Annotated in this window: 12 protein-coding genes; 8 read left to right on the forward strand and 4 right to left on the reverse strand. The window is 65.6% G+C overall.

Annotated features, from left to right (window positions below):
* Positions 1-216: 216 nt before the first annotated feature.
* The 3 genes from RND78_RS16180 (at position 217) to garD (ending at position 4,356) form a co-directional block, all read left to right on the forward strand.
* Positions 217-1,254, forward strand: coding sequence for a LacI family DNA-binding transcriptional regulator (locus RND78_RS16180; RefSeq protein ID WP_312730229.1), 1,038 nt, complete (start codon positions 217-219; stop codon positions 1,252-1,254).
* A 166-nt stretch (positions 1,255-1,420) separates the two neighbouring features.
* The gene (locus RND78_RS16185) at positions 1,421-2,779 is read left to right on the forward strand and encodes an MFS transporter (RefSeq protein ID WP_312730230.1); all 1,359 of its coding nucleotides are present in this window, start codon (positions 1,421-1,423) and stop codon (positions 2,777-2,779) included.
* A gap of 20 nt (positions 2,780-2,799) precedes the next feature.
* Positions 2,800-4,356, forward strand: coding sequence for a galactarate dehydratase (garD, locus tag RND78_RS16190; RefSeq protein WP_312730232.1), 1,557 nt, complete (start codon positions 2,800-2,802; stop codon positions 4,354-4,356).
* Between the two features lie 75 nt (positions 4,357-4,431).
* Here garD and RND78_RS16195 read toward each other — a convergent pair whose 3' ends face one another.
* From RND78_RS16195 to rph, 3 genes are all read right to left on the reverse strand, one after another.
* A complete protein-coding gene (locus RND78_RS16195; RefSeq protein ID WP_312730235.1) occupies positions 4,432-5,724 on the reverse strand; it encodes a hypothetical protein in 1,293 nt (430 codons plus the stop codon).
* A gap of 282 nt (positions 5,725-6,006) precedes the next feature.
* Positions 6,007-6,369, reverse strand: a complete 363-nt coding sequence (locus RND78_RS16200; protein ID WP_312730237.1) for a DUF4870 domain-containing protein — start codon at positions 6,367-6,369, stop codon at positions 6,007-6,009.
* A 15-nt stretch (positions 6,370-6,384) separates the two neighbouring features.
* Positions 6,385-7,107: a ribonuclease PH gene (gene rph / locus RND78_RS16205; RefSeq protein ID WP_312730240.1), complete on the reverse strand. Its 723-nt coding sequence runs from the start codon at positions 7,105-7,107 to the stop codon at positions 6,385-6,387.
* 169 nt (positions 7,108-7,276) lie between these two features.
* Here rph and RND78_RS16210 point away from each other — a divergent pair, with 169 nt between their 5' ends.
* From RND78_RS16210 to RND78_RS16225, 4 genes are all read left to right on the forward strand, one after another.
* The gene (locus tag RND78_RS16210; protein WP_312730242.1) at positions 7,277-8,137 is read left to right on the forward strand and encodes a YicC/YloC family endoribonuclease; all 861 of its coding nucleotides are present in this window, start codon (positions 7,277-7,279) and stop codon (positions 8,135-8,137) included.
* A gap of 10 nt (positions 8,138-8,147) precedes the next feature.
* On the forward strand, positions 8,148-8,768 hold the full coding sequence (gmk, locus tag RND78_RS16215) for a guanylate kinase (protein ID WP_059230445.1): 621 nt from the start codon (positions 8,148-8,150) through the stop codon (positions 8,766-8,768).
* Positions 8,769-9,376: 608 nt separating this feature from the next.
* Positions 9,377-9,895 (forward strand): hypothetical protein, encoded by a 519-nt coding sequence (locus RND78_RS16220; protein WP_059230446.1) that lies wholly within the window; start codon positions 9,377-9,379, stop codon positions 9,893-9,895.
* Between the two features lie 11 nt (positions 9,896-9,906).
* Entirely contained in the window at positions 9,907-10,512 is a 606-nt protein-coding gene (locus RND78_RS16225) for a hypothetical protein (RefSeq protein WP_312730245.1), read from the forward strand.
* Positions 10,513-10,815: 303 nt separating this feature from the next.
* Here the strand turns inward: RND78_RS16225 and RND78_RS16230 are convergent, their stop codons facing one another.
* Positions 10,816-11,415, reverse strand: a complete 600-nt coding sequence (locus RND78_RS16230) for a LysE family translocator (protein ID WP_312730247.1) — start codon at positions 11,413-11,415, stop codon at positions 10,816-10,818.
* A gap of 109 nt (positions 11,416-11,524) precedes the next feature.
* Between RND78_RS16230 and RND78_RS16235 the strand changes: the two genes are divergently transcribed.
* Positions 11,525-11,983 (forward strand): Lrp/AsnC family transcriptional regulator, encoded by a 459-nt coding sequence (locus tag RND78_RS16235; protein WP_312730248.1) that lies wholly within the window; start codon positions 11,525-11,527, stop codon positions 11,981-11,983.
* The last annotated feature ends 79 nt before the right edge of the window (positions 11,984-12,062 follow it).

A 12,062-nucleotide genomic window follows, 5' to 3' on the forward strand; every position in this document is an offset into this window, starting at 1 on the left:
CCCCCCTTGGAGGATCCACCCATCCCCCCGATACACCTTGTGCCAGACCTGATCGCGGCCATGGGCCGCTCCTACGGGATTCGATGCTCTTTCATCCAACGGTGCCTATTCCCGGGTGGAAAACGCTGCGCGGTTTTCCACGCTACGGTGTCCACCGGGGACGCCGTCCGTACCAACCGTTACCATGGCCAACCTCTCCACCATCCCTGGCGATCCATGGCCAAGAAGTCCAGCAAAACCCCCACTGCGATGGCAAACCCCACCGCCCCCACGCTCATCGACGTGGCCCGGGTCGCCGGGGTGTCGCCGATCACCGTGTCCCGGGCGCTGAACCGGCCGGAGATCGTCAGCGAGGCGGCGCGCGACAAGGTGCTGGCGGCGGTGCAGGCCACCGGCTACGTGCCCAACCTGCTGGCCGGAGGCCTGGCCTCCAATCGCAGTCGCCTGGTGGCGCTGTTCGTGCCGACCATCGTCCACTCCATCTTCGCCGAGACCGTCCAGGCATTGATGGCGCGCCTGTCCCAGGCCGGCTACCAGACCCTGCTCGGCCTGACCGGTTACAGCGCCGAACAGGAAGAGCAACTGCTGGCCGCGGTGCTGGGGCGCAAGCCCGATGGCATCGTGCTGACCGGTACCTTGCACACCGCCGCCAGTCGTCAGCGCCTGGCCCAGGCCGGCATCCCGGTGGTGGAATCCTGGGACCTGGGCGAAGACCCGCTGGACATGCAGGTGGGCTTCTCCCACGAAGCCGTGGGTCGGGCCCAGGCCGAGCATCTGTACGCCCGCGGCTATCGGCGCTTCGCCGTGGTCTCGGTGGACGATCCGCGCGCCCTGCGCCGCTGTCGCAGCCTGGTGGCGCGCCTGGCCGAGCTGGGCCTGCCGGCGCCATCGATGGAAATCCTGCCGGCGCCCGCCTTGGTCGAGTCCGGCCGGGCCGGGTTGCGCCAGCTGCTGGCTCGCAGCGAGGCCTTCGACGTGGTGGTCTGCAGCTCGGATACCGTCGCCCAGGGCGTGATGGCGGAAGCCGCCAGTCGCGGTCTGCGCCTGCCCGAGGACCTGGCGGTGCTGGGCTTCGGCAATCTTTCCAGCGCTGCCCAGATGCATCCGGCGCTGTCGTCGGTCAGTGTCGAGGGCGATCGCATGGGCACCTTGGCGGCTGAGGCGCTGCTACAGCGTTTCACCGAGCGCGGCGCTTCCCGTGAAGCCGTGCGCATCGATACAGGCTTCCACATCATCGACCGCGCCACGACCTGACCGTCGGTATTGATGTCGTTAGACGTCGTACTTGTATGGTTGCGCAATCATGGCTTAGTCTTGGGCAAACGCAAGGACTGAGGCCGATTGTCGCATCGAGATATGATTGCGCAATCATCCAGTGGTCCGCGCCTTCAATAAAAATAATCACGCAAGAGGGCTTCCCATGGATGCCACCAGACCCACCCGGGTGCGCTACCTGATCCTGTTGATGCTGTTCGTCGTGACCACCATCAACTACGCCGACCGCGCCACCATCGCCATCGCCGGCTCCAGCCTGCAGAAAGACCTGGGCATCAGCGCCGTCACCCTTGGCTATATCTTCTCCGCCTTCGGCTGGGCCTACGTGGCCGGGCAGATTCCCGGTGGCTGGCTGCTGGATCGCTTCGGTTCGAAGAAGGTCTATGCCGGCAGCATCTTCTTCTGGTCGTTCTTCACCCTGCTGCAGGGGCTGGTCGGCGGCCTGCCGGTGGCCTGGGCGGTCACCACCCTGTTCATGCTGAGATTCCTGGTCGGGCTGGCCGAGGCGCCGTCCTTCCCGGGCAATGCGCGCATCGTCGCCGCCTGGTTCCCAACCGCCGAACGCGGTACCGCCTCGGCGATCTTCAACTCGGCGCAGTATTTCGCCACCGCGCTGTTCGCGCCGATCATGGGCGGCATCGTCTTCCACTTCGGCTGGGAGCACGTCTTCGTCATCATGGGCGCCCTGGGCATCCTGTTCTCCGTGGTCTGGATGAAATACATCCACAACCCCAAGGAGCATCCGCGCATCAACGCCGCGGAGCTGGCGCACATCCGTGACAATGGTGGCCTGGTGGACATGGACAACGGCACTCGTCAGCAGGATGGCGGGCCCAAGTGGCACTACATCGCCCAGCTGCTGACCAATCGCATGATGCTCGGCGTCTACCTCGGCCAGTACTGCATCAACGCCATCACCTATTTCTTCCTGACCTGGTTCCCGGTGTACCTGGTGCAGGAGCGCGGCATGACCATCCTCAAGGCCGGTTTCATCGCCTCGCTGCCGGCGATCTGCGGCTTCATCGGCGGGGTGCTGGGCGGGGTGATCTCCGACTACCTGCTGCGTCGCGGCCATTCCCTGACCTTCGCCCGCAAGCTGCCCATCGTCTGCGGCCTGCTGCTCTCCACCAGCATGATCTTCTGCAACTACGTCGACGCCGACTGGATGGTAGTGGGCTTCATGACCCTGGCCTTCTTCGGCAAGGGCATCGGTGCCCTGGGCTGGGCGGTGGTGGCGGATACCTCGCCCAAGCAGATCGCCGGCCTCTCCGGCGGCCTGTTCAACACCTTCGGCAACCTGGCTTCCATCACCACCCCCATCGTCATCGGCTACCTCATCGCCGCTACCGGTTCCTTCAAGTGGGCGCTGGTCTATGTCGGGGCCAATGCCCTGGTGGCCGTGTGCAGCTACCTGTTCATCGTCGGTCGCATCCAGCGCGTCGAGCTGCGTACCGCCGACGGCGAGATCCTGGGCGCGACCCAGCCTGACCCGGCCCGGGCCTGAGCCCGGCAGAGGATAAGAACATGAACCTGATCGATCACCGTGATTCGCCGCGCTACATCAAGCTCCACCCCCAGGACAATGTCGGGGTGGTGGTCAACGAACCCGGCGTGGCCGCCGGCACCGCCTTTGCCGATGGCCTGACCACCGTCGAGGCCATTCCCCAGAGCCACAAGGTCTCCCTGGTGGATCTCGAGGAGGGCGCAGAGGTGGTGCGCTATGGCGAGGTCATCGGCTACGCCCTGCAGGACGTTCCCGCCGGCAGCTGGATCACCGAGGCCCTGCTGCGCATGCCGGAGCCACCGGCGCTGGACAACCTGCCCAAGGCCACCGCGCCCGGCCAGGTTGGCGAACCCCTGGAAGGCTATACCTTCGAGGGCTTTCGCAATCCGGACGGCAGCGTCGGCACCCGCAACATCCTGGCGGTGACCACCACCGTGCAGTGCGTGGTGGGGGTGCTGGACCACTGCGTCGAGCGGGTACGCAAGGAGATCCTGCCGCGCTACCCCAACGTCGACGACGTGGTGCCGCTGTCCCACAGCTACGGCTGCGGGGTGGCCATCAACGCGCCGGATGCGGTGATCCCGATCCGTACCCTGCACAACATCAGCCGCAACCCCAATTTCGGCGGCCAGGCCCTGGTCATCGGTCTGGGCTGCGAGAAGCTGCAAGCCAGCCAGCTGATGCCGGGCGATGAGCTCACCGCCGGGCAGAACGAAGAGGACTGGCTGTTCCGCCTGCAGGATTCGGCCAACGGCTTCGCCGGCATGGTCGAGCAGATCCTGGGGCTGATCGAGGCGCGTCTGGAAGTGCTCGATCAGCGCCGCCGCGAGACGGTGCCGGCTTCAGAGTTGGTGGTGGGCATGCAGTGCGGCGGCAGCGATGCCTTCTCCGGCATCACCGCCAACCCGGCCCTGGGCGTGGCCGCCGATCTGCTGGTGCGGGCCGGCGCCACCGTGATGTTCTCCGAGAACACCGAGGTGCGTGATGGCATCCACCTGCTGACCCCGCGCGCCGCCACCCCCGAGGTGGCCGATGCCCTGATCCGCGAGATGGACTGGTACGACCGCTACCTGGAGCGGGGCATGGCCGATCGCAGTGCCAATACCACCCCTGGCAACAAGAAGGGTGGGCTGAACAACATCGTCGAAAAAGCCATGGGGTCGATCGCCAAGTCGGGTACCAGCCCCATCGCCGGGGTCATCGCGCCCGGCGAGAAGATCCGCGGCAAGGGCCTCTATTTCGCCGCCACCCCGGCCAGCGATTTCATCTGCGGCACCCTGCAACTGGCCGCGGGCATGAACCTGCACATCTTCACCACCGGTCGCGGCACGCCCTATGGGCTGTCCATGGTGCCGGTGATCAAGGTCTCGACCCGTACCCAGCTGGCCGAGCGCTGGCCCGACCTGATCGACATCGATGCCGGCCGGGTGGTGAGTGGGCGGCTGTCGCTGGAAGAGATGGGCTGGGAGATCTTCCAGTGCTACCTGGACGTGGCCAGCGGCCGGCGGCAGACCTGGGCCGAGCGCCATCGGCTGCACAATGACCTGGCACTGTTCAATCCGGCCCCGGTGACCTGATCCACGCGGTAATGAAAAAGGGCCGATCCCTTGCGGGGTCGGCCCTTTTCCTTTTCCTTTTCCTTGCTGCGAGGTTCAATCGGTCAGGGCGCTGCCGCTGATCGGTCGCAGGCGCTGTTGTTCGTCGTCTTCCGGATCACGCATCAGCACATAGCCGAGGATGATACCGACGAAGAGGTTGCCGACGCCGATATCGAAGAGGTCGGTGGTCCAGCCAATCAGGCAGAGGCAGAAGGCGATGGCCAACAGGGTGTGGCTCAGGCGGTCGGGCGCACTGTGCAGGCGGATGAACACCGGCAGTTGCAAGGCATAGCCGAGGATGCCGACCACGCCGAACACGCACCAGAGGTAGACCAGGCTGCTGTCGCTGGTGACGAACAACTCGATGCCGGGCACGGGAAAGGCGGCCATGGCGCTGCCGAACAGACCGAAGCCGGCGCCTTCCAGCGTCCAGCCATGGCGGCTCATCTCCGCGACCACATTGGGCCAGGTGTTCACCAGGCGGTCGTAGAAGGAAGCCAGGCCGCTGTCGCTCATCACCACCAGGGGATCGAAGTCGCGGATCAGGCTCAGCGCCGGCAGCAGCATGCCGCCCACCACGGCGAGCAGGATCAGGGCATAGGTCGGCCACTGGAAGCGGCGGGTCATCATCAGCAGCAGGGTGAAGGCGAAGGCCGCGGCAGGCGCCTTGCTAGTGGTGAGCAGGATGCCAAAGAAGCCGACCAGGGCGACCACCAGCCAGAGTGCCTTGGAGCGGGCGAATTGCGCGAGGAACAGGCAGTAGACCGCGATCAGCGCCGCCAGCACGTTGGAGACCCGGGCGAAGCCGGCGATACGGTCCGCTTCGCCGGCGACCCACTGGGTGTTGCCAGCGATGTCGTTGCCGCCCAGGTTGTAGCTGTAGCCCTTCCAGGGCACCGAGGTGTACTTGTCCAGGGCGATACCGATCAGGCAGGCGATCAGCAGCGGGAACATGGCCCGCGCCAGCAGGCGACTCTGCTTGAGCAGCTCGCGGCCGCAGAGCAGGCCGAACAGCAGCGGGCTGTAGACGAACAGCGAGAACAATACGTTGTTGAAGGTACCGCCGTGGAGCAGGGCGAGGGCGGCGTAGGCCAGGCCGGCCAGCAGTCCGACCCAGATCACCTTGGGTACCCTGACCGTGGCCAGCTGCAGGGCGAACAGCGCCAAGCAGGCGATCTTGGGCAGGTAGATCAGGGCCGAGGCACCGACCATGTCCAGGGCGTAGCGCAGGAAGCCGGAGAAGGTTTCGACGAACAGCAGACCGATGGCCGTCCATACCATCAGGGTGGAATAGCGCCATTCGAGCGCGCGTGGGAAGGCGGAGGAGCTGGCGGTTGCAGCCGACATGATGATCATCCCTGTCTTGATGCCGGTGGCGGAGGCCACCAGTCCTGAAGTAAGCAACGGAGGACAGCCGACGGCGCGCCACCTTGGCGTGACCGTGGGACTGCAGGCGCGGGAGCGCGAAGGCGGGCACGCTACCGCCCACGGCCGTCGAGAACGGGCGCGGGCGCAGGTGCGAGAAGTAAGCCGAAGGGATGATAGCGGAGGCCTTCCGGCGCCTGTCAAACGGTGCCGGCGCCAGTGGACATCCTCAGCGCGGATATCGGAAGCAGGCCACAGAAAGCCCTATTTGACCATCCGCCAGCTCAGGGGATAGCGGTAGTCGTGGCCCTGGTTGGCCTTGATGCCGGCGATCACCGTCAGCACGAAGGCCACGCAGGCCACCAGCAGCATCAGCGGGAAGCCGATCAGCACCCACACCAGCAGCCAGCAGACCATGTGCACCAGGGTGACGGTGAGCTGGAAGTTCAGCGCCTCCTTGCCCTGGCGGTCGATGAAGGGGTCGTCCTCGCGCTTGAGCTGCCAGACCACCAGCGGCCCGATGACGTTACCGATGAAGGGCACCAGGAAGCCGAAGAAGGCCGCGTAGTGGCAGAGCATGGCCCAACGCCGGGCATCGGTGCTGGGAGCGGGAACGAGGTCGTACATGGCGTGGGCCTCTCGTCATTCGCCGCGCAAGGCGGCTTGCTGGAGCTCGAACAGGTCGCGCAGACCGCCCTGGGCCAGTTCGAGCATGGCGTTGAGTTCGGCCGGTTGGAAGGGCGTACCTTCGGCAGTGCCCTGAACTTCGATGAAACCACCGGCATCGGTCATGATCACGTTGAGATCGGTCTCGGCGGCGGAGTCTTCCAGGTAGTCCAGGTCCAGTACCGGGGTGCCCTGGTAGATGCCCACGGAGATGGCGGCCACCATCTGCTTGAGCGGATTGCCCTTGAGGTTGCCACGACGCTTGAGTGCACCCAGGGCGTCGACCAGGGCCACGCAGGCGCCGGTCACCGAGGCGGTACGGGTACCGCCGTCGGCCTGGATCACGTCGCAGTCGATGTAGATGGTGTTCTCGCCCAGCTTGGACAGGTCGACCGCGGCGCGCAGCGAACGACCGATCAGGCGCTGGATCTCCAGCGTCCGGCCGCCCTGCTTGCCCTTCGCGGCTTCACGCTGGTTCCGCTCGCCGGTGGCACGCGGCAGCATGCCGTATTCGGCGGTGAGCCAGCCCTGACCCTTGCCCTTGAGAAAGCGCGGTACGCCGGCTTCGACGCTGGCGGTGCAGATCACCTTGGTGTCACCGAACTCCACCAGGACCGAACCCTCGGCGTGCTTGGTGTACTGGCGGGTGATGCGGATGGGGCGCAGCTGATCGGCGGCGCGGCCACTGGGACGCTTCATTGCGGGCTTCCTGTAAGGCGTAGATATCGGGTCCATAGTATAGGAGCGCCCGCTTCGTGCACACGGATGCGTTGGGTGCCCCGATCAGGTGCGCTAGAATCGTGCGTTTTACGTGCGGGGAAGGCTGGCGCTTTTCGGCCTCCACGCACCGCCAGACGAGGATCCTGCCATGGTGCACAGCATGACGGCGTTCGCCCGGGTCGAGCGGCCGGGGCCCCAGGGCACCCTGAGTTGGGAGCTGCGCTCGGTCAACCATCGCTATCTGGAGCCGCACCTGCGCCTGCCCGAAACCCTTGGCGACGTCGAGGCCAGCGTGCGCGAGGCGCTGCGTCGGCGGCTGTCGCGCGGCAAGGTGGAGTGCGTGCTGCGCGAGGTCCGTGACGAAGGCGCCGGGCTGCGGGTCGATGCGCGCCGGGCGGCGCAACTGGTCGCCGCGGCCGAGGACGTGGCGGCGCTGATCGCTCGCCCGGCCAAGCTCGATCCGCTGGCCGTGCTGGCGTGGCCTGGGGTGCTGGTGGGTGACGAGATGGATGGCGCCGAACGCAAGGCCCAGACCCTGGCCCTGTTCGAGACGGCGCTGGACCAGTTGCTGGAAAGTCGCCAACGCGAGGGCCAGGAACTGGGGCGCCTGATCGAAGAGCGCCTGGCACTGGTGCTGGCGGAAGTGGCGACGCTCCGGGCGCTGCTGCCGGAGCTGCTGGCGCTGCAGCGGCGGCGTATCCTCGAGCGCTGCGCCGAGGCGGGCGTCGAATTCGAGTCGGCGCGGCTGGAGCAGGAACTGGTGCTGCTGGCGCAGAAGAGCGACGTGGCCGAGGAACTGGATCGCCTGGAAACCCACGTGGCCGAAGTGCGCCGGGTACTGGCGGCCCAGGGCGCCGCGGGTCGGCGCCTGGACTTCCTCATGCAGGAACTCAATCGCGAAGCCAACACCCTGGGTTCCAAGGCCATCGATGCGCGGGCCTCCCAGGCGGCCATCAATCTCAAGGTGCTCATCGAACAGATGCGCGAGCAAGTGCAGAACATCGAATAGGCGGATTTCCATGACAGCCCTTCCCGGCACCCTCTACATCGTTTCCGCGCCCTCCGGCGCCGGCAAGACCAGCCTGGTCAAGGCCCTGCTGGACGCCCTGCCCGAGGTGCGCGTATCGGTCTCCCACACCACCCGTGCCATGCGCCCGGGCGAGGTGGACGGGGTGAACTATCACTTCGTCGACTGCGCGACCTTCACCAGCCTGCTCGAACATGGTGACTTCCTCGAGCACGCCGAGGTCTTCGGCAACTACTACGGCACCTCCCAGGCAGCCCTGGAGCGGACGCTCGCCGAAGGCCACGACCTGATCCTGGAGATCGACTGGCAGGGTGCCCAGCAGGTGCGCCGCAAGCTGCCCCAGGCCCAGTCGATCTTCATCCTGCCGCCGAGCCAGGCCGCCCTGCGCCAGCGCCTGGACAACCGTGGCCAGGACAGCGCCGAGATCATCGAGCGGCGCATGCGCGAGGCGGTGAGCGAGATGAGCCACTACGTCGAGTACGACTACCTGATCATCAACGACGACTTCGCCAAGGCCCTGGAAGACCTCAAGTCGATCTTCCGCACCCGCCAGCTGCGCCTGGACCGGCAGCTGCGCCGGCACGACGACCTGCTGGTGGATCTACTCGGCTGAACGTCCTCGCCCGGTCCGGCTCGCGGACGAGTCCGGCCGGGCATCTGGGGACGCCAGGCTGTCGCGTCCGCGGAGGCATCCCTCGAGAAGTTCTTTGACATATTTTGTTACATTGTTTTTGGGATCTTGCCTCATCTTGAGCGTCGGTTTTCCGTCATGAATTGGGCAAAAGTCTAGCCGTTTCATTGACGGCTTTTTGACATGGCTCCATGGCGCCGATAGTTATCGGCAACTTTGGTCGGTAAGTTACGCCACTCTAATTTTTCTTTGATAATATCTTATTATTATTTGGGCGTTGCGCCCTGCCTAAGACTTTCCTTTAGTTTTTAACAAGAAATTATTAGCCTTGGGTTTGGTTTCTAAGTTGCAGTCCGTCAGGCACTTCGCTGGCGCCTTGCTGCTGTAGATGCCCACGCCAAGCGCCTTCCAGCACGGCCTTATCGAGACAAACTCCAAGAGTTGCGCAATTCTTGCCCGTTGCGCACGGCTTTGCGTTTGTTTCGATAAGGCCTCTTGCTCCGGCATTGGCCGCGATTCCGCTTGGCGTCGACTTCACTCGTAGAAACTCTACTTCTTATTGTTTTCGAGAACTTAGGGAGACCAACGACATGCCGTCGAAACTCATCGCCGTACTCTTGTTGTCGTCCTGGCTGGCCGCCACGGCCCAGGCCGCGGAAACGACCGATCAGGGCCCTTATCTGCGTCTCAAGGTCCTGGGCAACACCGGCTTCGTGCTCAATCGGCTGAAGGGCGCGGACACCAAGGTCGTGACCTCGGGCAACTACGACTATCTGGTCATAGGTCCCAACGTCATCGTCGACGACCAGGTGCGCAGCGCCGTCAACACGACCCTGAGCCAAGGCGGGAAGGTGCTCTTCGACAACCAGATCGGTCTGGGACTGGCCAGCGAGAACGCCCAGCACGCCCTTGGCATGAGCCTCGACGCCGATGCCCTGGTGGTCAGCAAGCCCAAGAATGGCTACGGCCTGCTGATGACCCCCGTTGATCGCCCTCGCGTGTTCGACACTCTCTCCGAGAGCAAGCTGCGCATCCCCGGCTCTAGCGCTGGCTCCGGGGCGAAACCGGGCACATTGGAAAACACCATCGAAAACGTCTTCGGTCTTTGAGGAGGGAAGCCATGACCGCTATTGCGAAATTCACTCTGGGCGGGGCGCTTGGCCTCATGCTGGCGACCGGCCTGGCCCAGGCGGGCGAGTGTTTCCAGAACCACACCGAGGAGACCCTGCTCGACGATGGTTCCAAGGCCTTCGCCCAGCAACAGGCCCGCGATACCTGGCAGGATTGGATCTGGCGGGGCACCATCTTCCGTTGCCCGAGCGGCGGCACCATCGACTGTACCTACCGCTGGGGCGAGTCCAAGACCACCAGCTACGGCTGGTCGGTAGGGGTCAACCTCAATCCGGAGAAGATTCCTTTCATCGGTAGGTACCTGAGCATCCTGGGCGTCGATGGCAACTACAGTCAGGACAAATCCATGACCACGTCCTACAACTGGGATATCCGCATCAAGCCGGGCTGGAATGCCCAGCCCATCCAGGTCGTCGAGCGGCGCTGGAAGAGCGGCCAGTTCCGGGGGGCCTGGGTGCGTCGCGGCAACTGTTCGGTCGGGATCGGCGATCCGGTCGGGCCGCACTGGTACGAGTGGGACGCCAACCGGGTGACCAGTAGCTGGACTGGCAACCTCGAGGTCAGCAGGTTCGCCAGCTACCACGTCTACCAGTGAGGGTTACCGGCCGGGTCGTAGCGGGCCCGGCCGGTCCTGGACGCGCTTCGATCGGATCGCCGCGCGCAAGATCCGGAGCACGGCCCTTGTTGCCGCCCGGCCCCGGGTACGCTGTTCACACGCCGTCCCGACAAGGTGGGTGGCGCTTTTTCAAGCGTAGCGGCGGGCCGTCTGGACTGCACTGTCACCCCTTGCCATTGCCTCGCTTTGATTCGTCGCGGCGCCTAACCGGCCAAGAGGTCGCTCGCCACTTCGCGCGTGAACGGCTGAAAACACGGGGTCGCGGCAGCCGGTAGGCTCCGCTCACAGGCTGCGCAGCAGGACGAACAGCCCCAGGCCGGCCAGGCCCAGCGCGGCCAGTAGGTCGATGTTGCGCCGCCAGCGGGGTTTCAGCGTTTGCCTCAGGCCGCCGCAGAACCCGGCCAGCGCCAGCCACCAGAGCAGGGAACCGAGGAACAGGCCAGCCGCCAGGGTCAGTTGACCGCTCAGCGAGGATGCGCTCGGTGGCAGACCCACGAACAGGGTGGCGAAGCTGACGATGGTCAGGGGATTGGCCAGGGTCAGCGAGAAACCCGTGGCGATCTCCCGGTAACCCCCAGGTGTCGCTGCCTGGGCCGGCGCCGTCGTTTGCGCGGCATGCCAGGTCCGCCAGGCCAGATAGCCCAGATAGACCGCGGCCAGGCGTTGCAGCCAGGGCTGCAGGGTGCCGAACAGCGTTGCCAGGGCGGTGGCGCCCAGGGCGCCGGCGATGGCGAAGAGGCCGTCGGCCAGGGCGATGCCCAGACCGAACCTCGCGCCGGCGCTGAAGCCTCCGGCGAGGCCGCGCTGCATGCACAGCAGGCTGATCGGACCCACCGGCGCGGCGATGGCGACACCCAACAACATTCCTTGCCAGACGATCATGGTGTTTCCTCCGGATGACTTGGGGAAAGTCTGGCGGCTCGGAGGTCGGCTGCTCCATGGCCTTTCGCAGGTATGCTGCTGGGCAAACCGAAGGAATGGAGGTTCGTCGATGACCAAGCCGCTGGATCGTCTCGATCGGCGCCTGCTCAGGGAATTGCAGACGGATGCCAGGCTCAGTCTCGCCGAGTTGAGTCGGCGGGTGGGGCTGTCCAGTCCGGCCCTGGCGGAGCGTCTCCGGCGGCTCGAGGAGCGCGGCGTGGTCCTCGGCTATCGGACGGAAATCGACAGCCATGCCGTGGGCTATCCGGTCACCGCCCTGATCCGCCTGTTCGTGCCGGCCGAGCGCTACCCGCGGATCGAAGCCCTCTTGGCCGACATGCCCGAAGTGCGCGAAGCCTTCCACGTCACCGGTGAGGCGGCCTTCGTGCTCAAGGTGGTAGCGCCCTCGTTGGCCGATCTGGAGCGTACCCTCGCGGTGTTCGACCCCTATGGACGGACCGAGACGGCGGTGGTGCTGTCGACCCGGCTGGCGCCGCGTCCGCTCCCCATCGACGAGCATGCCCCTTGAGCCTGGCTGGGCTGCCGATGCATTCGTAGGAAGAGCCAGGGTCGCCACCGGCAGTGGCGAGTAGCGGGACGAGCCGGCG

Source organism: Pseudomonas oryzihabitans (genome assembly GCF_032027545.1).
GTDB lineage: Bacteria > Pseudomonadota > Gammaproteobacteria > Pseudomonadales > Pseudomonadaceae > Chryseomonas > Chryseomonas oryzihabitans_F.

Coding starts and splice junctions, on each gene's coding strand:
- RND78_RS16180 (WP_312730229.1), top strand. CDS start 217: ATGGCCAAGAAGTCCAGCAAAACCCCCACTGCGATGGCAAACCCCACC.
- RND78_RS16185 (WP_312730230.1), top strand. CDS start 1,421: ATGGATGCCACCAGACCCACCCGGGTGCGCTACCTGATCCTGTTGATG.
- garD (WP_312730232.1), top strand. CDS start 2,800: ATGAACCTGATCGATCACCGTGATTCGCCGCGCTACATCAAGCTCCAC.
- RND78_RS16195 (WP_312730235.1), bottom strand. CDS start 5,724: ATGTCGGCTGCAACCGCCAGCTCCTCCGCCTTCCCACGCGCGCTCGAA.
- RND78_RS16200 (WP_312730237.1), bottom strand. CDS start 6,369: ATGTACGACCTCGTTCCCGCTCCCAGCACCGATGCCCGGCGTTGGGCC.
- rph (WP_312730240.1), bottom strand. CDS start 7,107: ATGAAGCGTCCCAGTGGCCGCGCCGCCGATCAGCTGCGCCCCATCCGC.
- RND78_RS16210 (WP_312730242.1), top strand. CDS start 7,277: ATGGTGCACAGCATGACGGCGTTCGCCCGGGTCGAGCGGCCGGGGCCC.
- gmk (WP_059230445.1), top strand. CDS start 8,148: ATGACAGCCCTTCCCGGCACCCTCTACATCGTTTCCGCGCCCTCCGGC.
- RND78_RS16220 (WP_059230446.1), top strand. CDS start 9,377: ATGCCGTCGAAACTCATCGCCGTACTCTTGTTGTCGTCCTGGCTGGCC.
- RND78_RS16225 (WP_312730245.1), top strand. CDS start 9,907: ATGACCGCTATTGCGAAATTCACTCTGGGCGGGGCGCTTGGCCTCATG.
- RND78_RS16230 (WP_312730247.1), bottom strand. CDS start 11,415: ATGATCGTCTGGCAAGGAATGTTGTTGGGTGTCGCCATCGCCGCGCCG.
- RND78_RS16235 (WP_312730248.1), top strand. CDS start 11,525: ATGACCAAGCCGCTGGATCGTCTCGATCGGCGCCTGCTCAGGGAATTG.